General features: G+C 67.3%; 26 protein-coding genes. 10 read left to right on the forward strand and 16 right to left on the reverse strand.

All coding sequences use genetic code 11. The annotated features are described in order from the left end of the window. Positions 1 to 158: 158 nt before the first annotated feature. A complete protein-coding gene (locus ACFOX0_RS15885; protein ID WP_377546237.1) occupies positions 159 to 2,435 on the reverse strand; it encodes a hypothetical protein in 2,277 nt (758 codons plus the stop codon). Next, complete coding sequence (locus ACFOX0_RS15890; RefSeq protein WP_377546365.1) at positions 2,432 to 2,749, reverse strand: DivIVA domain-containing protein; 318 nt, start codon at positions 2,747 to 2,749, stop codon at positions 2,432 to 2,434. Before ACFOX0_RS15890 ends, ACFOX0_RS15885 begins: the two co-directional genes overlap by 4 nt. Positions 2,750 to 3,114: 365 nt before the next feature. Here ACFOX0_RS15890 and ACFOX0_RS15895 point away from each other — a divergent pair, with 365 nt between their 5' ends. From ACFOX0_RS15895 to ACFOX0_RS15935, 9 genes are all read left to right on the forward strand, one after another. Next, positions 3,115 to 3,993, forward strand: a complete 879-nt coding sequence (locus ACFOX0_RS15895; protein WP_377546367.1) for a helix-turn-helix domain-containing protein — start codon at positions 3,115 to 3,117, stop codon at positions 3,991 to 3,993. Beyond that, complete coding sequence (locus tag ACFOX0_RS15900; RefSeq protein ID WP_377546239.1) at positions 3,986 to 4,183, forward strand: DUF397 domain-containing protein; 198 nt, start codon at positions 3,986 to 3,988, stop codon at positions 4,181 to 4,183. The genes ACFOX0_RS15895 and ACFOX0_RS15900 overlap by 8 nt, the downstream gene beginning before the upstream one ends. A 141-nt stretch (positions 4,184 to 4,324) precedes the next feature. Continuing rightward, a complete protein-coding gene (locus ACFOX0_RS15905) occupies positions 4,325 to 4,588 on the forward strand; it encodes a hypothetical protein (RefSeq protein ID WP_377546241.1) in 264 nt (87 codons plus the stop codon). A gap of 2 nt (positions 4,589 to 4,590) precedes the next feature. Then, positions 4,591 to 4,851, forward strand: coding sequence for a hypothetical protein (locus ACFOX0_RS15910; protein ID WP_377546243.1), 261 nt, complete (start codon positions 4,591 to 4,593; stop codon positions 4,849 to 4,851). Further along, the gene (locus ACFOX0_RS15915; protein ID WP_377546245.1) at positions 4,848 to 5,528 is read left to right on the forward strand and encodes a hypothetical protein; all 681 of its coding nucleotides are present in this window, start codon (positions 4,848 to 4,850) and stop codon (positions 5,526 to 5,528) included. The genes ACFOX0_RS15910 and ACFOX0_RS15915 overlap by 4 nt, the downstream gene beginning before the upstream one ends. Beyond that, positions 5,503 to 5,934: a hypothetical protein gene (locus ACFOX0_RS15920; RefSeq protein WP_377546247.1), complete on the forward strand. Its 432-nt coding sequence runs from the start codon at positions 5,503 to 5,505 to the stop codon at positions 5,932 to 5,934. Before ACFOX0_RS15915 ends, ACFOX0_RS15920 begins: the two co-directional genes overlap by 26 nt. Before the next feature lie 35 nt (positions 5,935 to 5,969). Next, positions 5,970 to 6,401: a hypothetical protein gene (locus ACFOX0_RS15925; RefSeq protein ID WP_377546249.1), complete on the forward strand. Its 432-nt coding sequence runs from the start codon at positions 5,970 to 5,972 to the stop codon at positions 6,399 to 6,401. 131 nt (positions 6,402 to 6,532) lie between these two features. Beyond that, entirely contained in the window at positions 6,533 to 7,681 is a 1,149-nt protein-coding gene (locus ACFOX0_RS15930; RefSeq protein WP_377546251.1) for a restriction endonuclease, read from the forward strand. Positions 7,682 to 7,804: 123 nt separating this feature from the next. Then, complete coding sequence (locus tag ACFOX0_RS15935) at positions 7,805 to 8,464, forward strand: hypothetical protein (protein ID WP_377546253.1); 660 nt, start codon at positions 7,805 to 7,807, stop codon at positions 8,462 to 8,464. 66 nt (positions 8,465 to 8,530) lie between these two features. Here ACFOX0_RS15935 and ACFOX0_RS15940 read toward each other — a convergent pair whose 3' ends face one another. From ACFOX0_RS15940 to ACFOX0_RS15985, 10 genes are all read right to left on the reverse strand, one after another. Beyond that, positions 8,531 to 9,679, reverse strand: a complete 1,149-nt coding sequence (locus tag ACFOX0_RS15940) for a protein kinase family protein (RefSeq protein WP_377546255.1) — start codon at positions 9,677 to 9,679, stop codon at positions 8,531 to 8,533. Between the two features lie 149 nt (positions 9,680 to 9,828). Next, positions 9,829 to 10,317: a Uma2 family endonuclease gene (locus ACFOX0_RS15945; protein WP_377546257.1), complete on the reverse strand. Its 489-nt coding sequence runs from the start codon at positions 10,315 to 10,317 to the stop codon at positions 9,829 to 9,831. Between the two features lie 73 nt (positions 10,318 to 10,390). Beyond that, complete coding sequence (locus ACFOX0_RS15950) at positions 10,391 to 10,885, reverse strand: DUF6036 family nucleotidyltransferase (protein WP_377546259.1); 495 nt, start codon at positions 10,883 to 10,885, stop codon at positions 10,391 to 10,393. Between the two features lie 29 nt (positions 10,886 to 10,914). Continuing rightward, complete coding sequence (locus ACFOX0_RS15955; RefSeq protein ID WP_377546261.1) at positions 10,915 to 11,280, reverse strand: hypothetical protein; 366 nt, start codon at positions 11,278 to 11,280, stop codon at positions 10,915 to 10,917. Positions 11,281 to 11,417: 137 nt separating this feature from the next. After that, on the reverse strand, positions 11,418 to 12,218 hold the full coding sequence (locus tag ACFOX0_RS15960; protein WP_377546263.1) for an ABC transporter permease: 801 nt from the start codon (positions 12,216 to 12,218) through the stop codon (positions 11,418 to 11,420). Then, positions 12,215 to 13,090, reverse strand: a complete 876-nt coding sequence (locus tag ACFOX0_RS15965; protein WP_377546265.1) for an ABC transporter permease — start codon at positions 13,088 to 13,090, stop codon at positions 12,215 to 12,217. Before ACFOX0_RS15965 ends, ACFOX0_RS15960 begins: the two co-directional genes overlap by 4 nt. Continuing rightward, complete coding sequence (locus ACFOX0_RS15970) at positions 13,087 to 14,241, reverse strand: ABC transporter ATP-binding protein (protein WP_377546267.1); 1,155 nt, start codon at positions 14,239 to 14,241, stop codon at positions 13,087 to 13,089. Before ACFOX0_RS15970 ends, ACFOX0_RS15965 begins: the two co-directional genes overlap by 4 nt. After that, positions 14,238 to 15,434 carry a polyamine ABC transporter substrate-binding protein gene (locus tag ACFOX0_RS15975; RefSeq protein ID WP_377546269.1) on the reverse strand — a complete coding sequence of 399 codons (1,197 nt, stop codon included), beginning with the start codon at positions 15,432 to 15,434 and terminating at the stop codon, positions 14,238 to 14,240. The genes ACFOX0_RS15970 and ACFOX0_RS15975 overlap by 4 nt, the downstream gene beginning before the upstream one ends. A gap of 179 nt (positions 15,435 to 15,613) precedes the next feature. After that, positions 15,614 to 16,813: a polyamine ABC transporter substrate-binding protein gene (locus tag ACFOX0_RS15980; RefSeq protein ID WP_377546271.1), complete on the reverse strand. Its 1,200-nt coding sequence runs from the start codon at positions 16,811 to 16,813 to the stop codon at positions 15,614 to 15,616. Positions 16,814 to 16,959: 146 nt separating this feature from the next. Continuing rightward, a complete protein-coding gene (locus ACFOX0_RS15985) occupies positions 16,960 to 17,325 on the reverse strand; it encodes a DUF3499 domain-containing protein (protein ID WP_377546273.1) in 366 nt (121 codons plus the stop codon). A gap of 257 nt (positions 17,326 to 17,582) precedes the next feature. Here ACFOX0_RS15985 and ACFOX0_RS15990 point away from each other — a divergent pair, with 257 nt between their 5' ends. Next, positions 17,583 to 18,032 carry a metallopeptidase family protein gene (locus ACFOX0_RS15990; RefSeq protein WP_377546275.1) on the forward strand — a complete coding sequence of 150 codons (450 nt, stop codon included), beginning with the start codon at positions 17,583 to 17,585 and terminating at the stop codon, positions 18,030 to 18,032. A gap of 4 nt (positions 18,033 to 18,036) precedes the next feature. On the opposite strand, the gene ACFOX0_RS15995 is transcribed toward ACFOX0_RS15990, so the two are convergent. From ACFOX0_RS15995 to ACFOX0_RS16010, 4 genes are all read right to left on the reverse strand, one after another. Continuing rightward, positions 18,037 to 18,294 carry a WhiB family transcriptional regulator gene (locus ACFOX0_RS15995; protein WP_192765159.1) on the reverse strand — a complete coding sequence of 86 codons (258 nt, stop codon included), beginning with the start codon at positions 18,292 to 18,294 and terminating at the stop codon, positions 18,037 to 18,039. 400 nt (positions 18,295 to 18,694) lie between these two features. After that, entirely contained in the window at positions 18,695 to 19,057 is a 363-nt protein-coding gene (locus tag ACFOX0_RS16000) for a phospholipase (protein ID WP_377546277.1), read from the reverse strand. Continuing rightward, positions 19,054 to 20,445: a DUF4331 domain-containing protein gene (locus ACFOX0_RS16005; protein ID WP_377546279.1), complete on the reverse strand. Its 1,392-nt coding sequence runs from the start codon at positions 20,443 to 20,445 to the stop codon at positions 19,054 to 19,056. Before ACFOX0_RS16005 ends, ACFOX0_RS16000 begins: the two co-directional genes overlap by 4 nt. 9 nt (positions 20,446 to 20,454) lie before the next feature. Then, positions 20,455 to 20,727: a hypothetical protein gene (locus ACFOX0_RS16010; RefSeq protein ID WP_377546281.1), complete on the reverse strand. Its 273-nt coding sequence runs from the start codon at positions 20,725 to 20,727 to the stop codon at positions 20,455 to 20,457. Positions 20,728 to 20,771: the final 44 nt, after the last annotated feature.

Raw genomic sequence — 20,771 nt, forward strand, 5'->3', positions numbered from 1 at the left:
GATTCCCTCATGATCGTTAACGGCTGAGCCGTCCGACACGCCGGTGGAGCTACGGCTCAGACGTTAACGATCACCGGACTCCGGGGGCACGGCCGGAGTGGTTCCGGGGATGCTGGGCGGCGACGGGCACGGCCTACCTCATCTTCGTAGTAGCTACATCAAGGATGATGTAGGCCCAAAAGGGACAGCGCCTCGCGGGGAGTGCCTGCTTGGGCGAGTTGTCGGATTCCGTCGCGCTCGTGCAGCAGGAGGCGACAGCCGGTCGGGGCGAGGTGGACGGTGACCGGTTGACCGGCGTAGTGGTGGGCGAGCCGGAGGATCGAGGGTGTCGGGTCGTCCATGGCGGCGACGGCCGCGCTCTGCGGCACCGGCACCGGGCGACCCGGGTCGGTGGGGACGGTGCGGGCCAGGGCAAGCTCCAGGTAGGTGAGGCAGCTGGCGACGGCGGCCTCGACGGTCTGCTGCAGCGGCGGTTCGAGCCGAAAGGTCCGCGGACCGTCGGAGCCAGCGGACAGAACGTCGGAGCCGGCGGCCGGGCCGTCGGAGCCAGCGAGCGGGCCATCGGAGCCAGCGACCAGGCCGTCGGAGCCGGCGAGCGGGCCGTCGGAGCCAGCGACCAGGCCGTCGGAGCCGGCGAGCGGGCCGTCGCAGCCAGCGGCCGGGCCGTCGGGGCCGGTGGGCAGCGCGTCGGGCGGGACGACGTCGACCTCCCACCGGTGGCCGTGGACGCGCAGCGGATCGCCGTCGTGCTGCCGGTGGTCCTCGACGGTGATCACGATGGCCAGGTGCAGGCCGTGGGCGAGCCGGATCAACTCGGTCAGCGGCGGCACGTCAGGGGCGCAGGCGAGGACGAGCAGGCGCGCGCCGGGCAGGCCGCGGCCGATGGCGTGCAGGTGTTCGGTGAGCGGGTCGGCGCCGGCGTACGGGAGGGTGACGGTGCCGTCGCGCAGGTCCTGGCCGAGAGGCTGGCCCAGGTCGGCTTCGGTGAGGTCTTCGGGGCGTACCCGGAAGGTGGGTGCCCAGCGGGCGAGCCGGTAGCGGTCGGGGAGCTGGTGCACCGGCTTGCCGCCGGGTTGGGTGGCGACCAGCGGGGCGGGCGTGCCGGGGGTCGGCCGCCAGGTCTGGTGGACGACGCGGTGGCGCAGGTCGGTGAGGGTGACCGCGACGGCGTGGTGTCGGCGGTGGCTGCCCCGGCAGGTGTGGCAGGGCAGCGGTGAGGGGGCCATGCCGGCGCCGGAGCAGGCGGCGCAGTGCGGGTCGGCGGGTCGGCCGCCCATGGTGCAGTAGCAGCGGCGCAGCCCGTGGGCGGGCCGGCAGTCGGGGCACTCGTCGTACCCGATGGGGGTGCCCCACCACGACGGTGCCGGCGGTTGCCAGACGCGGTGCAGCGCGGTAACCGTGCGGCGGGTGACCTGGCCGGTGTCGCGTTCGGTGAGGATCTCGATGGTGCCGCCGACCCGCAGCCGCACGTGCCACCACCGGCCGTCGCGCCAGACGGCCTGTGCGCCGGCCGCGTCGGCCAGGTCGGCGTAGATGCGGCGTTCGACCTGGTCCAGGTCGACAATCGGGGCGCCGACCCGGTCGGGCGGTGCCGGCTCGATCGTGTACGCGGGCGCGCGCCGACCCCGCACGTCCAGCCCGTAGAGCGCGTCGGCGACGGTGGTCGCGGCGACCGCCGCGGGCAGGTCCGCGCCCCGGCGGGTCGGATCGTCGGGTACGTCGGCGCCGGGCAGCTCGTAGCGGATGTCCCAGGACAGCTCGCCCCAGCGTTGCCGGCGGGCCTCGACGACCAGGTCGAGCCGCAGCAGCTCGGCCACCTCGCACAACCGGCCCAGGTCCCGGTCGAGGTCGCGGGGCGTCTCGGCGGCGGTCCGGCCGAGGAACACCCACCACGGGTGGTAGTCCTGCCCGGCGACCACCTGCGCCTCGATCGCGTACCGGTCGGTGGCGGGCAGGTCGGGCCGCCACCGCGCCGGCAGCGACAGGACGAGCTCGCCGACCGGCCGGTCGGGGTAGCGCACGTCCCGGACCGAGCCGGCGCCGACGGCGGCGGCCAACTCCCGCACGACCGGATCCAGCGGCAGGCACCAGCCGTACCCGGCCCGCCGGTCCGGCGGCACCGCGCCGGGCACCACCTCGCGGGAGGCGACCGCGCCGGTGTCCAGGTTCGCCACGGTCAGCACGAGCTGCGCCCGCCGGCTCCCCCGCTGCCGGCACGACCCGCACGCCTGCGCCACGCTGCCGGCACCGCCGCAGACCCGGCACTCCCGGTACGCCTCGTCGGCCGGTTTGCCGAGGGCCGCGTCCTCGTCGACCAGGAACCGGTCGCCACGACTAACGCAGTGGCACCGGCGCAGCACGAACGTCAGCCCGTCGCAGTCCGGGCAGACCACGGTCACCGGCGCTCCCCCGCCGCCGGCTTTCATGGCGGTCACCGGGTGTGCCCGTTGTGGGCGTACCGGGACTGCCGGGCCCGCCACTGCCGGAACTCGGCCTCCACCCTGGCCGTCTCGGCCCGACTGGCCGACAACGCCTTGTACGCGTCGGCCAGGTCACCGGCCACCTGGTCGAGGAAGTTGCGGACCTCGGCCGCGTCGACGCCGCGCCGGCCCCGCCGGGTGAACGGCCGCCGCCGCACCTGCCACGGCCGCAACGGCAGGTACGACGCCGCCCGGTAACACGTCGAGTCCGTCTCCTGGGGCGGCGGCTCGGTCTGACGGCGCCCGGCGAGCAGACGACGGAACAACATGCGCACGGCGAACCCACCTCTCGAATCGGGGTTGTGCGGAGCGGGTGGGCCGTCCGGGAAGGGAACGGACGGCCCACCGGGCCCGACCACCGCAGCCACGACCAGCGGTACGACAGCCGAGCTGATCCACAAAGCCGCAGCTCAAGGAGGTTTCGCCAGCGGCTCGTGATGGCAGTGAAGCACCAGAGCCAGTCAATAGCAACGTCTAACAGGACCACTCCATTGCTATAGAGTCTCCAGATCCGTACACTCAGTCACGTGTCTATTCCCGGTTAGACAATCCATTCGCTCTCGTTAGCCACCGGAACGATTCACAGCCCCGCGACCAGGAGGCGCGCGTGTCACAAGGCGTAACCGGATCGACGATGCTTCGCCGGCAGATCGGGAGAAAGTTCGAGGCTCTTCGCAAGGCGGCCGGCATCACCATGGAGGACGCGGCCGAGCGGCTGGACCGTGCACGAGCGACCCTCTACCGCATCGAGAACGGCGCGGAAACGGTGCGCTTCCGCCAGGCCGACGTGGAGCAGATGCTCAACCTCTACGGCGCATCGGCGGAGGAAGCCGAACTCCTGCTCGCGATGACCGCTGCCACCCGCGAGAACAAGAATTGGTGGCACGACTACATCGGCTCGGGCCTGCCCCGCTGGTTCAACCTCTACGTTGGACTGGAAGCGTCCGCTGCCACCATCCGCCGCTACCAGAACGAGTTGGTCCCCGGCCTCCTGCAGACCCGGGCCTATGCCGAGCAGGTCTTCAGCATGCCGGGAGGCGCGGTCAACATCGCCGAGCCGAACGACGTGCAGCGCGCCATCCAACTCCGGATGGAACGCCAAGCCATCCTGACCCGCTTCTCGCCGTTGCAACTAAGCGTGATCCTCAACGAGTCGGTTCTACGGCGGCAGGTCGGCAGCCCAGAGATCATGTCCGAGCAACTGAACCAGATCATCAAGGCCGCCGAGCTACCGAACGTAACTGTAAAAATCTTGCCGTTCTCGGCCGGATTGCACGCCGGCGCGATGACCGGAGCGTTCTCAATCTTGGAATTTCCGCGCGGCAAGGACGGCGAGGTGGTGGAGCCGACCGTGGTCTACATCGAGACGGCCACCGGTGCGATCTACCTCGACAAGCCCCACGAAGCCGGAACACACTCGGATATCTGGAAGGACATGGAGGGGCGAACCCTGAACGAGTCCAAGTCCAGGAGCATGATGCAGACCATCGCAGAGGAGTACGGCAATGCTTGACCGGACGGCACGCTGGCGCAAGAGCAGCCGAAGCAACAACGGTGGCGAGTGCGTCGAGGTCGCCGACAACCTGCCGGGCGTCGTCGGCGTTCGGGACAGCAAGGATCCGACAGGTCCGGTGCTGACGTTCGACCGAGACGGTTGGGGCCGCTTCCTCGACGGCCTTAAGGACGGCGACGCGGCAGCCTGATACCGAGCTGGACGCGGGAGCCTACCGGCCCCTCGGCGGGCCTCCGCGTTATTCACCGACTTGATGCTGTCGGATAGTGTTCGTCTGACCACAGCAGACGCTTGCGCGGTCGCGACAGCGACCCTCGGAAGAAAGAGCGAGATGGCCAGCATCGAGGAAGTCAAGGCAGCGCTTGCCCAAGCAGCCGAGCAGGGCAACACCGCGGTCAACCAGATCCAGGCCGCTGCGGCCGGCGTCGAACAGACTCTCGCCAGGCTGCGCGCCGTCGCCGCCGGCACCGGCCACCCGAAGATCGCCGAAGCCATCGCCCGCGCCGAACAGAGCAAGCAGCACCTGGCTCAAGCCGCGCAGCTCGTGCAGGGCGGATCGCAGGCCGCTCGGGAGTACATGAGCGTCCTCGGCTGACCATGAACATCGGGGATGTCAAGGCGACGATCCGGCAAGGCGGTCACTCACTCGATGAGGCGCGCAAGGGCATCGAGCAGGTGAACGGCCGCCTGACCGATGTATCCGCTCTGGCGCTGGCCACCCTGACCGACAGCCACCACGACCTGACCGAGAAGGCGCGTGCAACGTTGGCCGAGGCCAAGCACGAGATCGAGTTGGTGGTCCGACGCCTCGAAGAAGCCCGGGAGCACGCGCAGAAGTATTCGGCCACGCTCGGATGAGTGGACTCGTTGAGCAGATCGTCGCTCAGCTCCGTGCCGCAGCGAACGAACTCGACAGTGCGGCTGCGGCCACCCATCGCGTCGGGGCGGATGCGCAGCAGGGGCACGCCCTACTCACCGCGGCTGGTCAAGGCAGCGATCATCGCGACATCCGCGCCGCGGTCGACAGCAGCCAGATCGCCGCCGCCAAGGTCGGCAAGGTCGAGCGGTTACTTGCCGAAGCCGCCAACCACCTGAACGCCTACGCCAACCACATCGCCCCTGGCTCTGCGCCTGAAAAGCAGGCAGCAGAATCAGCCATGCCCAGCGGTGAGGAACTCCTACAGGAGGCGGCACGGCGATCCGAGACCCACCGGGGCGCTCAAGGCTTCTTCAGTAAGATGACCCGGAACATCGAGGACATTCAAGACACCGGCAAGTCCGTGACCGAGGCGGCCGAGAACGTATTCAAGGTCACTATGCACAAGGCAGGGCCCTCCGGCGGCCACAGCACCGGCACCACCACCCCTTCGGTCCAGCAACCAGATACAACGAACAAGATTGATGTTCCTGGCACGGCGGGCAGTCTGATCGTCATAGGTGTCGTGGTCGGCATCGCCGTCCATAAGACCGGGCGGATGGCTCGCGAATATCTAACGAAACGGTGGAGAGATGCAGGCCAAGCAGGAGCTGACTGACCTGATCAGGGCGATGGCCCGGCAAGATTGGGGCACCATCGACCAGCTACTCGCCGAGCTGGACAGGCTCGGCTGGGCGGGCGGCTCGCAAGTGCTGAGCGCGGCGTTCTATGTCGCGGTCACCCGCCGGTTCTCGCCCGACACCGACGTCAGGGCGATCACCGCCTATGTGGCGGACGTGCGGTCCCGGTACCAGGACGGCAAGAGCCTCCCAGCAATGGACCTGGAGGCGATGATCCGCGCAGCGCTCGGCGAGGCTGACTTGATCGACAACCTGGCGCCAGAGGCCGCGTTCTCGGCTCAGCTCGCGCTGTTGAGCGCTCTGCTCGACGACCTGAACCTCGACGAGCCTCAGCTTGAGAGCTTCATCCAAGAGACCGAGCGGACGGCGGCTGAGTACATGTAGCGACTCCTCCACCAAAGCGCTGGGGGAATGTACCCATGAGCGTCCGGCCAGAGATAACCGACCTGCTTCGAGCTCTGGCTCGGAGTGACTGGGGAACCGTCGACCGCCTGACCGGCGAGTCGAAGGTCATGGAGCTGCCCAATGCGCTACAGGTGATCGGCATGGCCTTCGCCCTGGCGGTCGGCAACCGGTTCGGCGCGGCACCGGACCTGAACGCAATCACAAGATTCGTGTCTGACACTCGCGCCCGGTACGTGGACGGCAAGGATCTGCCGGCACTTGAGACGGAGGCGTTGATCAGAGCAGCCGTCGGAGAGCCGGAACTTCTCGACACCCTCTCGCCGGAGGTCTACATCCCGGCGCAGATCGTTGTCCTGGGCACGCTGCTCCGCGATGACATGCACAGCGAGGAGCAGCTTGAGACCTTCATCAACGAGGTCGAGCAGGCGGCCGCGCAGTATTTGTAGCCGGAAATAGACCAGCGAGGCGACGAGTGTCGGCTCAACGTGACGGCGTCCACCATCGCGAGTGACCTGGTCAGGGCGTCATGCTCGCCAGGACTGGGACGAGGCCGACCGCCTCGCGGCCAGCCTGGGCGATGCTTGTTGGAAGCACGGCTTACCACGTCATCGCGGCGGCGAGCATTCCCAAGATCGCCACTTGGCTGAGGAAACGCTACTTCTTCTCCAGGTGTCACCAGCCGGGCCGTCGGCTTGGCGCCGAAAGCATCCACCGCAATGGCCGTAGTATCACCATGAAAGATGAAGTTGGGCGGCACCTGAAGGGGGCACCGTTGCCGGACGCCAGCTGGCACTACTCTCCAGACCTTGTCGATCGACTGGTCGATACCATTCCCATATTGGTCAAGTCGAAGCAGCAAACAATCGACTTTTTCCGGAGTGCCGGGGTCGCCGAGGCTTTGCTGCGCAAGATTCAGGCGACGGTATCTACCGATGCTCGGTCGATTAGTAAATACGAGATTGCTCGCATCGTCATTCGTCAGTTGAACGATGGCGGAGATCGGTTCCTGCGTGAGCGGCGTGAAATAATTCGGCGCGTGACCCAATGGGAGGATTTTACGCTTTCTTGGCCTAACGATCAGGACAAAGCTCGTGGACTCGTAGCCGCAGTTCGACAAATCGTCGACGTACGAGATTCCTTTACTCGGATGCAACAGGAGCGCGACCAAGAGCGCCTAGCACGCATTCGAGAGCGAGAAGAGCAGCTTGAACGGAAGCGGAGTCACCGCGCCGCGAGGACGGCATTGCGTACGCGGATGATCGACCTTAAAGGTGAGTCGAATCCTCAGCGACGAGGAAGGAGAATCGAGGTTTTACTCTCCGACCTTTGTAAAGTTGAGGGTATACAAATACGCGAGCCGTTCGAGGTACGCAGCGCCGGCACGCCTGAGGAGCAGATCGACGGTGTCGTCATGGCGGACGGTCATCTCTACCTCGTGGAAGTCAAGTGGTGGAGCGAGCCTATCGACATTGCCCCCATGTCGAGTCATCTTCTTAGACTTTTCAGGCGGCCCGACGTTAGGGGCCTCTTCATTTCCAACTCAGGCTATACCGATCCCGCGGTACAGGCGTGCCGAGACGTGCTGTCCCAGAAGTTAATGGTCCTCGCAGAACTGAACGAACTCACGCTCCTACTTGAAGGTGATCGCCCCGTCGAAGACTGGATCCGCGAGAAGACAGCTACGGTTGTGACGGAGCGCGAGCCATTTCGAATCCTAATTCGTTAGTGACGGCCGCAATCGTAGAGCGTAAAAGAAGGAAGCGAATAAACTTTCCCCGACTAGAGCCGGAACAAATATCGCGGGGACAAATGATTGGACAGCGGGGTTAATAGGCGCGACCATAGTTCAATGAACCTGGCGCGAGAACACTCCGATGATCCAAACTTCTGCTCCCCCTGGCCGGCGGCTGACACTAGCCTGCTAGCCAAGGGCGAGGATTGGTGGCTTGTAGCCTGCATGGACTGGCCACGGGACCGCTGGATCGGCTACATCAAGGGCTATTGGAAGGCCGCTACGGTGATCGCCGAGCAGGTCACTGTCACTGGCCGAGACCAAGACTACTTGGTCTACCCGTTCCTCATGTGTTGGCGTCACTACGTTGAGCTTCAGCTCAAGGCTTTGATCCTTCTGACCAAAACGTATCGCCGCGAGCCTGCGAATCTGCCACTAACCCACAAGATTGACCAGTTGTGGCGGGTGACTCGCCCGTTGTTGCAGGACGCGTTCCCGGGCGACTCCCAAGAGGACCTAGACAACGTCGAGCGAGTCCTCCTGCAGCTAAACAGCTTCGATCCCACTTCCGAGCACTTCCGTTATCCGATCCATAGGGACGGCTCGGAGACACTCTCGACACTTGGCCGCGTACATATCCGCCGGTTCCACGAGGTGATGGAGGCGGTCGCGGGCCTGCTCGACGGCTCGGATACCGGGATCCGCGTGCTAACCGACCAGCGCAATGAGCACGAGGAAGCTATGCGGGATCTGTACAAGAGCTGCGAGGAACGTTAGCGGACCGCGGTCAGATTCGGGATGAGCTGGACCGCTATGCGCTACTGGACGACTAACTAGTGGCGGTCAAGCAGGCGAATCTATCGGCTTCGCGTCGAGCTGTTCGACGTCCGAGATGACCTCACGCACGGTCTGATAACGCTTCGCAACGTCATGTGCCGCACACTTCTGCACTATTCGGCTCACTTGGTCGTCGGTCGACTTAAGAGATTCCCTGCCCGTAAAGATATAGGATAATATCCAGCCGATTGAATAAATCTCGTTCAGAACCCCATAGCTCTTGAAGTCATGGAGGAGAGGATCGCGGATGGTTCCACGCATCTCCGTATGAGTTCGAGTAAATTCTGACGCCTGATCTTTCACTAGACCGAAATCCGACAGCTTCACAAGAACCGCGCCACTTTCATAGACCTTCAGAAGAACGTTCTGAAGGCTAATGTCACGGTGCAGTAGCTTCTGGCCATGGAGGTAGTTGATCCCGTAAAGGAACTGAAGCGCGATACGCTTCCTAGAGGAAAATGAAAGCTTGTTGTTTCGTCTGGCAATAAACCCCCTCAACGTATCGTCACAGTACTCCATGCGGTACTCATTCCGCTCCTGGTCGTACTGATACACCTCAAGAACATAAGGGAAGCTGAGGCGTTTCATGACATCAAATTCCCGCTTGAATCGGAGCAGGTCGCGCTCTTCTATTCCTCGCTTAGCCCGCTTTATTGCGAACTTTACACCATAATCGGGGTCGACATAAGAATAGACGATTGCGTAAGAGCCTTGCCCTTCCATTTTTAAACTGACCGCCGATTGGCGCTTCTTTAGGCTCGCAGCCATGTCGGACTGCAGGAAGATCGGCTCGTACTTCACGACCATAATTTGCTCAAAGTCATCAGGAATCTTACTCCCGCCGCTGCTAGACAGCCAGGGATCGCAACGCCTGATCGCCTCCTTATACCTCTCATCGAGCGCTACTTCAATGCCAGCATGGTTGAGGCCCTGAAGATCTTGGTTCAATTCGTCGATAAGTGCGATAAGGTCACGACTACTTTCGGCCCAGTAGTGATGGGTACTTCTCGCCCGATCATTAACGCTTTCGAAGTGGCCATTCAGCCGCTCGTGAAGGACCGCGAACATATGTCTGAAGTTTTGGTAATCATAAAGCCGCAAGAAAGCCTGCGATGCTTCCTGGGCGGCATACTTTGCTCTGAGATCGTCCAGCATAAATCTTGAAGATCTCAGCGCGTCATTCACCATCGAGCCACACCAGCCTCTACTCGTCACTCTATAGTAGCCGCTAAGCGGATCGCGGTGATTATACCGGCCCGGACGTCTTCAAATCCGGATGACCGGTTCTTAGCCTGTGCGGTCAGTCAGCTGCCGTGCGCGAGCAGCACGCTCGCGTCGCCCAGGGTGAGCTCGGCGGAGGTGTACGGGACAGGCACGCGCTCCCCGTGGAGATATTCGACCCTCGTCCGGTATCCGGTCGGGATGGGCCCGGTGTGTTCGTAGATCGCCTCCTGGGTCACCACCCAGTACACGGGGTAACCGGCCCGACCGTAGAGCCGGGCCTTGACGTTGAGGTCCTGGATCACGGTCTCGTCGGCAACGTCGACCACGAGCAGCACGTCGGCGGCGTCCCATACCGACAGCCTTGTCCCGACGGTCCCGACGGTCCCGATCGGATCCGCGTCGACCCGACGCACCCAACAGTCGGGGTCGGGCAGGGACTCTCCCGTCGGCAGCGTCGCGGTCGTTACCCGCGCCCCGGCCCGCGGCAGCAGAGCGAGAAGCTGGCCAACCGTATCGCCGTGCCACGAACCGATCGCTACTCGCCAGATCTCTCCTTCGACGAGTTCCACCCGGTGGTCGAAGGCACCCGCATCGGACGCCCGCACGAACTCGCTCCGGCTCCATCGGTAGGAAAGCATGGGCTCATTCGAACAGTTCGCGGATGACCCCCATGGCCCTCGGCGAGATCACCTCGTCTGGATAGAAGTCCCCGCAGAGGCGGACGGCGTCGTCCACGGTCGTGACCTCTGACAGCGCCGCCAAGGTGCGAAGGTCGTCCACATCTCGGGCCCGCGCCGCAAGCGCCTTCATGGCGAAGATGTGCTCTGGTGAGGCCGCCATGACGCGTAACCCCGGATGGTCGAAGACCCGCCGCCGCCCCGGATCCTCCTTCCCGGAGACGTACACGCTGGCTTGCTCGTTGAGCCACCACGGAGGCAGCCCCAGGTCGTCGGCCACCGCCCGCGCCTCGTCGAGGACGACACCGTGCGGAATGAACATCGCATCGACGTCCCTGGTCACCCGCTTGGCATCGTAGGCCAGCGCCATCGCGGCGCCGCCCACGACAAAGATGTCAGCGACGACGCCGCGGCGAACGAGCCTCTCACCAAGTCGGGTGAACGCACGCTCGAGTTCCACGCGCCCCATCAGGACGCCGTCGGCCCCTGTCACGCCGCTGCCAGGTCATGAACGGACAGGTACACACCGTGCTTCCGGAACGCGGCTGGTGCCCACGCCAGCGCGTCGGCACGGTGGATGGCCAGTTCGGCCGGGAACCAGGCTCGCCGCAGCACCCGTGCCTCAACCCACCCGGGCGGGGCAAGATCAACCTGTGCGAGCAGGTGCTCCGCGAGTGCCGCGAGCAGCGCATCCCAGCGTTCGTCCCCACACGGCTCAGGCTCGTCCCTCAACAGGTCGACCCTGGTGTCCGCCGGCTCCCACCGGTACTCCTCCTGGAACTCCCACACCAGCTTCCAGCGGATCTGATCGCTCTCGGCGGACGCGAGACGGGCTGCCAACATGGCCAGGGTCATCGGCTCGTAACCAGTACCCACAGCGTGAACCCCACCTCCGGACCAACAGCATCGCTAACTGCAGATTACCGTCTCCCCCCGCTGGTAGACGCGTCTACCACCGGCAGAGCTGCGCCGAGTGGGTGTTGACGGGCCAGTCAGTGGCGGTGACGGCGGCGGAAGGTCGTGGCCGCCACCAGCAGGACTGCTACCAGGAACATCGCCGTGCCGATCACGTTCACCTGCGGCGGGATCCCCCGCTGCGCCGCCCCCCACACGTACATCGGAAACGTCACCGTCGTCCCGGCGTTGAGGTTGGTCACGATGAAGTCGTCGAAGGACAGCGAGAACGCCAGCAACCCCGCCGCCACGATCCCCGGCAACAGCAACGGCAGGGTGACCCGCCGAAAGACCTGCCACCCGGTCGCGTACAGATCCGCCGCCGCCTCCTCCAACGCCGGGTCCAACCCCGCCAGCCGAGCCTTCACCACGACCACCACGAACGACACGCAGAACGTCACGTGCGCCACCAGAATCGTCCAGAACCCCTGCGGCACCCCGGCCGCCACGAACAGAGTCAGCAGCGACGACCCGAGCACCACCTCCGGCATCGCCAACGGCGCAAGGATCAGCGGACCGAGCGCCGACCGGCCACGGAACCGGTAACGAACCAGCGCGTACGCCAGCATCGTGCCGAGCACGGTGGCGACCACCGTGGCCAGGATCCCGATCTGCACGCTGCGCACCAGCGCGTCACACAGCCCGGCCGCCCCGCACGGATGCCGCCAGTTGTCCAGCGTGAACGCGTGGAAGTCGTACGACAGCCGACTCGACGGCCGGTTGAACGACAGCCCGACGACGACGGCGATCGGCAGGAACAGGTAGCCGAGCACCAGCAGCCCGACCCCCAGCACCCAGTGCCCGGCCAGCCAGCGCCAGACCCGCCGGGCGACACTCACGGTGCGACCCGCGAGAGCGGTTGCGCCGCAGCCCCCCGGGGACGGCGCAGCCAGCCGAGCACGAGGACCAGGACGGCCGCCAGCAGCAGGAAGGACAGCGCCGACGCCTGCGGGTAATCCAGCCGGACCAGGTACGCCGAGTCGATGACGTTGCCGACCATGTACTGGTTCGGGGCGCCGAGCAGTTCGGCGTTGACGTAGTCGCCGGCCGCCGGGATGAAGAACAGCAGCACGCCGGCGACCAGGCCGGGCATGGACAGCGGCAGGGTCACCCGACGGAACGTGCGCACCGGGCCCGCGTACAGGTCGCCGGCCGCCTCCAGCAGCCGGGGGTCGAGCCGCTCCAGGCTCGCGTACAGCGGCAGCACCAGGAACGGCAGGAAGTTGTAGACCAAGCCCGCGACCACCGCCGCCGGGGTGGCCAGCAGCCGGCCGTCCGGCCCGAGCAGGTGTACGGCGCGCAGCGCGCCGACCAGCCATCCAGTGTCCGACAGGATCGTCTTCCAGGCCAGCGTGCGGACCAGGAAACTGGTGAACATCGGCGCGACCACGCAGACCAGCAGCAGGTTGCGCCAGCGTCCGGCCTTGCGGGCGATCGCGTACGCCAGCGGGTAGCCGAGCGCGACGCCGATCAGGGTGGCGGTCCCGGCGTACAGGAAGGACCGGACGAACTGCGGCCAGTAGGCCCGCAGCGCGGCCGGGTAGTTGCCGACCGCCCAGGTCATCGCGTACCCGTCGGTGAGCGACCCGGCCGGGTCGTACAGGCTCGCGGCGCCGAGCTGCACCGCCGGCACCGCGAAGAACAGCACCAGCCACCCCACCCCGGGCAACACCAACAGGTACGGCAACAGCCGCCCCCGGCCACCGGTCACGCCGGCACCTCGTCCGGATCCAAGGAGGCCGGCTCGACGGAGGCCGGGCCGGTGGAGCGGGGCAGCAGGAAGGCGTGGTCGGGCCACCAGTACGCCTGGACCGTAGCGCCGATCGGCCAGCGGTCCGCCGTGACGCCGCTGTTCGGGGCGAACGCGGACAGTTCGGTGCCCCAGCCGGTGCGCAGCAGGTACTCGGTGCCCACACCGAGGTAGGACACGTCGGTGACCGTGCCGGCCACCGAATGATGCCCCGACGGGACCTGCTCGACCGTGCCGGTCAGGTGCAGCTTCTCGGGGCGTACCCCCAAATGGACCGCGCCCCGGTCGGACCGGGCGCGGGCCGCGGGCACCCGGAACCGCGAGCCGTACGCCCGGACCGGGACCTCGCCGCCGGTCGGGCCGGCTGCCTCGGCGGGCAGCAGGTTGCAGCGGCCGAGGAAGGTGGCGACGAACGCGGTGGCCGGCAGTTCGTAGAGGTCGGCGGGCGGGCCGAGCTGTTCGACCCGGCCGGCGTTCAGGACGGCGACCGTGTCGGCGAGGGTCATGGCCTCTTCCTGGTCGTGGGTGACGTGCAGGAAGGTGACGCCGACCTCGTCCTGGACGCGCTTGAGTTCGGTCTGCATCTGCCGGCGCAGCCGCAGGTCCAGCGCGCCGAGCGGTTCGTCGAGCAGCAGCACCCGGGGCTGGTTGACCAGCGCGCGGGCCAGCGCGACGCGTTGCTGTTCGCCGCCGGAGAGCTGGCCCGGCCGGCGCCGGTCGTAGCCGGCCAGCCGGACCAGTGCCAGCATCCGCCGGACCCGGCCGGCCACATCCGGTACGCCGCAGCGGCGCAGGCCGAAGGCGACGTTCTCGAAGACGTCCAGGTGCGGGAAGAGCGCGTAGCTCTGGAACACGGTGTTGACCGGGCGCCGGTGCGGCGGCAGCCGGGTGAGGTCCCGGTCGCCGAGCAGCACCCGGCCCGCGTCGGGGCGGTCCAGGCCGGCGACCATCCGCAGGGTGGTGGTCTTGCCGCAGCCGGACGCGCCGAGCAGGGCGAAGAACGAGCCGGCGGGGACGGTGAGGGTGACGTCGTCGACGGCCGTGACCGGGCCGAACCGGCGGGTGAGGCCGGTCAGCCGGAGGTCGTCGCCGGCTGTCTCGCCGTCGGTCATTTGCCGATCACCCGTTGGAACTTCTCCTCGTACGTCTTCTCCTGCGCCTCGGTCAGCGCCATGAAGACCTTCGACACGGCGAAGGTGTCGTCGTCCGGGAAGACCAGCGGGTTGTCGGCCAGCTTCGGGTCGGTCCTCGCCGCCTCCTCGCGGGCGCCGCGGACCGGGCAGATGTAGCGCACCGCGGCGGCCACCCGGGCCGCCACCGCCGGGTCGTAGTAGTAGTTGATCAGGCGTTCGGCGTTGGCCCGGTGGGTGGCGCTGTTCGGCACCAGCAGGTCGTCGGAGTAGAGCATCGATCCGGACTCGGGCGTCACGAACCGGATCTTCGGGTTCTGGGCGGCGAGCTGGATGATGTCGCCGGACCAGCCGAAGCACGCGGCGATGTCGCCCCGGGCCAGCTCGGGGGCGTAGTCGTTGCCGGTGAACCGGCGGATCTGGCCGGCGCGTACCGCCTTGTCGAGCTTGGCCAGCGCCGCGTCGAACTGTTCGTCGGTGAAGTTGGCCGGGTCGTGCCCGTTCGACTGCATGAGCAGGCCCATGGTGTCGCGCATCTCGGCCAGCAGGGTCACCCGGCCCTTCAGGTCGGGCCGGGTCAGCAGCTCGTCGACGGTCCGGACCTCCCGGGCGACACCGCCGTGGTAGGCCAGCGCGGCCAGGCCGGACTGCCACGGCACGGCCAGCCGCCCCACCGGGTCGAACGACCGGTTGCGCAGCGCCGGCACCAGGTTCCGCCGTACGTCCGGCAGGTTGTCCGGGTCGAGTCGTTGCACCCAGCCGAGCCGGATCAGCCGGATGACCATCCAGTCGGTGAGCACGATCAGGTCCCGGTCGATGGACTGGCAGGCGGCGAGCTGGTTGCGGACCTTGCCGAAGAACTCGTTGTTGTCGTTGATGTCCTCGGTGTAGGTGACCCGGATGCCGGTGGACCGCGCGAAGGCGTCCAGGGTCGGGCGCTTCGACGGGTCCCGCCCGTCGACGTCGATGTACTGGATCCAGTTGGCGAAGCTGAGCGTCTTCTCCCGGTCGGAGTGGTCCTCCGCGACGCAGCCGCCGGAGGTGTGCCCGGTGCCCTTGGTGCCGCAGCCGGCCACCCCGCCGCCGGCCGCCAGCGCCGCGACCGCGGCGAGGCCGCCGCGCAGGACGTGCCGCCGGCTGACCGGCATCCGGCGGTGGGGACGGCGAGGGCGCATCGCACGGCTCCTGTGAGGGGTCGGTAGCCGCGCCGGGGCCGTTCGGCAGCGCCGGTCGGCGGGCGGCACGGGGTCGGTTTCGCCGATCGATCGTGGCACGCCACGGCGCCCGTCCCGCTGGCGGGTCGGGCGGACCCTACCGGCGGACCGGCCCGGTGCTGCCCGGCCGACCGGCCCGGTCACCCGCCGGTGACCCGGCGGAACTTCTCCTCGTACGTCTTCTCCTGCTGTTCGGTGAGGGACATGAACAGCTTCGACTTCAGCAGCATGGCGTCGTCCGGGAAGATCAGGGGGTTGCGCGCCAGCGCCGGGTCGATTCGTTCCATCTCGTCCCGGGCGCCCACCACCGGGCAGATGTAGTTGACCGCGGCCGCCAGCCGGGCCGCGGTCGCCGGGTCGTAGTAGTAGTCGATCAGGCGCTCGGCGTTGGCCCGGTGGGTGGACCGGTTGGGCACCAGCATGTCGTCCGAGAAGATCATCATGCCGGACTCGGGCGTGACGAACCGGATCTTCGGGTCCTCGGCGGCGAGCTGGATGACGTCGCCGGACCAGCCGAAGCAGGCGGCGATGTCGCCCTTGGCCAGGTCCGGGGCGTAGTCGTTGCCGGTGAACCGGCGGATCTGCCCGTTGCGCACCGCCCGTTGCAGCTTCTCCAGCGCGAGGTCGAAGTGCCGGTCGGTGAAGTTGGCCGGGTCGTGCCCGTTCGACTGCATGATCAGGCCCATCGTGTCGCGCATCTCGGCCAGCAGGGTGACCCGGCCCTTCAGGTCCCGCCGGGTGAGCAGCTCGTCGACGGTGCGCACCGCCTTGGTCTCGTGGCCGTTGTAGGCCAGCCCGGCCAGGCCGGACTGCCACGGGATGGCCAGCCGGTTGTCCCCGTCGAACGACCGGTTGCGCAGCGAGGGCAGCAGGAAGCGCTGCACGTTCGGCATCGCGGCGGTGTCCAGCCGCTGCACCCAGCCGAGCCGGATCAGCCGGGCCGCGAGCCAGTCGGTGACCACGATGATGTCCCGGTTGATCGACTGGCAGGCGGCGAGTTCGCCGCGCACCTTGCCGAAGAACTCGGCGTTGTCGTTGATGTCCTCGGTGTACGTCACCCGGATGCCGGTCATCTCCTGGAAGGTCTCCAGGGTCGGCCGCTTGGTCGGGTCCTTGGCGTCGACGTCGATGTACCGGATCCAGTTGGAGAAGTTCAGCGTCGGCTCCAGGTCGGAGCGGTCCTGGCTCACACAACCGGCCTCGGCCTGTTTCGGCGGCACGGCCGCTGTGCCGCAGCCGGCCAGCCCGGCGCCGGTGGACAGGACGGCGGCGGAGGCGAGACCGCCCCGCAGGAAGGCGCGCCGCGACAGGGACGCGGACAGGCGGCGGTGGAACACCATGAGGCTCCTCGAAGGGTGTGCCCGGCCGGCCGGGCATCGTCGCCCGCCGTGACCGGACGACGTCGATCAATCCGGCAGGGGCAGATAGTGACACGAGGGGACGGAACAGAACGAATCCGTCGGGGGCGTACGGACCTTCGTCGAGGTCAGTGCGCGGGAGGGATCACCCGGAGGTGGCCGCGCCGGCCGGTCTGGTGTCCGCCGGGCAGGTCGACGTCGATCTCCTCGGCCCGCTGCACCGGGCGGGCGGCCTCGCGGACCGCCTCGGCGAGCGCCACCAGGTCGTCGGTGGTGGGCGGCGGCGGCTCGAACTCGCCCTCGTGCCGGACCACGTCCCAGCCGCGCGGGGCGGTCAGGCTGCGCGCGTGCTGCTCGCACAGGTCGTAGGTGTGCGGCTCGGCGAACGCGGCCAGCGGACCGACCACGGCTGTCGACTCGTTGTACACATAGGTCAGCGTGGCGACGGCCTGTCTGGGACAGCCGTTACGGGAGCAACGCCGTGGTGACCTCACGGCCGCACGGTATCGCCAAAGCCGGCTCCGGAACACCCGTTCGGCGATCCGACACGCCGATGATGATGATCACAATTCGGGCGCCTCGCCCGACACCGGCACCAACCGCCCGGGATCCGTGGCGGGGATCACGGCCGCCCCCGCCGGGCGGCGCGACACGTCCGACCGCGACGGGTCCGGACCGCCCGGGCGGGGATACGCTGGGCGGTGAACGGGGCGTCCAGCGTGATGCCCGGCCAGCGGGGTGAAGGGTGCACATGACCAGTCCGGACCACCGCCGTCCCGGCACCGGGCGCCGGAGCCACCGGGACCGGCACGGCCGGGGGTTGCGGGGTCGGCTCGTGCCCGCGACGGTGCCGCTGGCCCGGACCAAGTCGGAGATCTTCGATGATCTCGTGCTGGACACGGTGGAGACCCTCGAACGCCGGTTCGCCAAGGAGCTGGCCGGTGTCGAGTTCGCCGTCGAGGACGTACCGCCGGACCTGAACGTCTACGACTCCGACGTCCTGGAGGACGGCGAGGTCCCGTTGGCCCGGCTGCTGCCCGGACGGCCCGGGCGGCAGGAGGTGCCGCCCCGGATCGTGCTCTACCGGCGCCCGCTGGAGTTCCGGGCCATGGACCGGGAGGATCTCGCCGACCTGGTCCACGATGTGATCATCGAACAGGTGGCGAACCTGCTGGGCGTCGACCCGGACGAGTTGTCCTGACCGGTCAGGCGACCCGGCGCTTGAGCTTGCGGCGTTCCCGCTCGGACAGCCCACCCCAGATGCCGAACCGTTCGTCGTGCCCGAGCGCGTATTCCAGACACTCGGTCTTGACCTCGCAGCGGGAGCAGATCCGCTTCGCCTCACGGGTCGAGCCGCCCTTCTCGGGAAAGAACGCCTCGGGGTCGGTCTGCGAGCACAGTGCCCGCTCCTGCCACTCCGGCGCGTTTCCGAGCAGGTCGGCCACTTCGAGCCGGCCGTCCATCCAGTTGCCTCCTTTTCGTGCGACGACGGCTCCGCCGTCGCAACCCCCCACGCGGAAGGCGTTTCACCCCGTCCGTCCGGTGGCCATTTCCCTCCACTCCGAGCGAACAACCCCTTTGAAATTACACGCGTGTAATGCGTGCGCCGTCAAGCCGAACCTGATAAGTGGGGTTGCTCTCCCGGTGTGTCGCGGCCGGCTGGTGCAACCGCCCCGACAAACTGACCTATCGGTTCAGGGCCGGCCCGGGTAACGCCTCCTGCGGCGAGTCGTCGAAAAAACGGCGTGGCGTACTCGGCGTGTCGAGATGCGTACGCCGGGAAATCCCATCGCGACAGCACGAAAAACCCGCGTTCCGTCCACATGATGGACGGAACGCGGGTTCGTGGGCGAGCCGGTCGGCTCAGTCGGCCGGGTGGTGGTACGACACCCCGTCGGGCCAGGTGAACTCGCCCACCCGGCCGCCGTTGATCGTCACCGTGCCCACCGGTACGTCGTCGGTGGCCCAGACGGTGTAGGTCCCGGCGGTCAACTCGGGATAGACGGCGCTGTGCAGTACGGCGTCGCCCAACCGGCGGGGACGAACCGCCGAATGGGTACGCGGCGCCGTACTCCCCCGATCCACCGGACTGACCTCGATCTCCGCACCCAGCAGCTCGGGTCCGGTGTGGATCACCAGGGCTCCCGTGTCACCACCGATGTCCAGCACGACGGTGCCGGTGTACGACGGCGCCAGCGTGTGGTGATGGTGGTGGGTGGCGGTCATTTCTTGGCCGCCGGCGGGTTGTTGAAGCCGTCGTACGGCACCCCCAGGTACGGGAAGCGGTTCAGGAACGGCGCCGTCACGTCGGCCGCGCTCAGCCCGTCGGTCAGCTGCCCGGCCGCGTCGTCGGGCTTGAAGCCCTTGTCCACCAACGGGACCGTCACGCCGGCGATGGCCCGCAGCGCGATGCTGACCACGTCGTCGGTGACCCGCCGGCCGTTCGGGAAGCCGGCCAGGTCGCCGCCGAGCAGGCCGAACTTGTTCTGCTTCGCCGCCGGCTTGATGGCGGTGTTCAACCGCAGCATGTCGGCCTGCTGCTTCCCGGTGTTGTTCTGGAAGCCGTCGATGATCCCTTCCGGGATACCGGTGAGCAGGATGGCCAGCAGGTCCGCCCGGGGCTTCTTGGCCTTGTTCAGCGCGTCCAGGTTGGGGAAGACACCCGGGTACAGCACCGGCAGCAGGGCCGCCAGCTCCGGCTGCTCGACGAACCTGGCGAACCGCTTGTCCTCGCTCGGCGGCAGCGCGTTGAACCGGTCCTTCTCCGCCATCGGCACGATGACCTCGTTGAACAGCGGGTTGCCGAGCCGGGAGACCTGGGCGTACGGGCCGATGTCGACGGACCGTCCGTGGCCCCGGCGGCGCATCTCCTGCCGGCTGGCCGACGTCCACACGCCGATCACCGCGCCCGCGTCCCGGTAGCCGTACCTGGCGTTCGGGCGGCGTACGTCCTTCAACGGCACCTGGAGGGCGATGCTGTGCACGTTGGTCCGGTCCAGCGCGTTGACCGGGGTGCCGGGCTCCTTGAACAGCGCCTTGCCCGCCACGTGCAACTGCTGGAACGGCCGCAGGGTGCCCAGATCGAAGATCGAACCCAGGTCGACGAAGAACCCGTCGGCGCGCTGCCCGGCGAAGACCACCTCGCCGCTGTGCAGCTTCAAGGTCGCCTGCTGCGCGAGGTACGAGTATTTCGGGGTGGACAGCGGGCCGATGTTGCACGGCGGGCAGGGCAGTTTCTTGGCCAGCTGGTACGACTTTCCACCGACCACCTTGGTCACCGAGTAGAACTGCTTGCGGTTCCAGTTCTTGCTGTCGAGCGACTCGATCGGCCCGGTGTTGTAGAGGAACGTCCTGTCGTTGGTGATCTCGGTGGTGAACCGGAACTGGTAGCTGACGTCCGGCTCGCCGTCACCGTTGTTGTCGATGTGGATCTCGTAGAGCACGTCGTCGCCGAACTCGAAGAAGTTCGGACCGCCGGACGGCAACTGCGCCGGAATGTAGTTGGCGATCAGCGTGACCGTGTCCGGCTTGTCGGGGCTGACAAAGGCGTACAGGTCGGTGCTGTCGGCAACCGGGTCCTTGGAGATCTCCGGTGCCTCACGATGCGAAGACATCGGCCCGCCTCACTTTCCGGCCGCGGCGCGCCGCAGGCTGTCGGCCAGCTTCTTGTCCTTGACCTCGACCCGGGACTCCCCGACGAACACGTCGAGAATTCCGGCCTTCGGGTCGCGGAGATGGACGACGATCTGCTGCTCACCGCCGGCGTAACTCTCGTTCGCCAACGAAAGGCCGGTGACGCTGATCGCGGCCGCGCCGACCCCGACGGTGGCGGCCGTCGTAATTGCCTGGCGGCGGGTCAGCCGCAGCTTGGACCGGCCGTGCTGTTCTCTACGCATGACAACCTTTCCGGCGGGCCAGCAGGGCTGGTCCGCTGTGCGAT

It is taken from the genome of Micromonospora zhanjiangensis, from assembly GCF_042650605.1.
Classification (GTDB): Bacteria; Actinomycetota; Actinomycetes; order Mycobacteriales; family Micromonosporaceae; genus Micromonospora_J; species Micromonospora_J zhanjiangensis.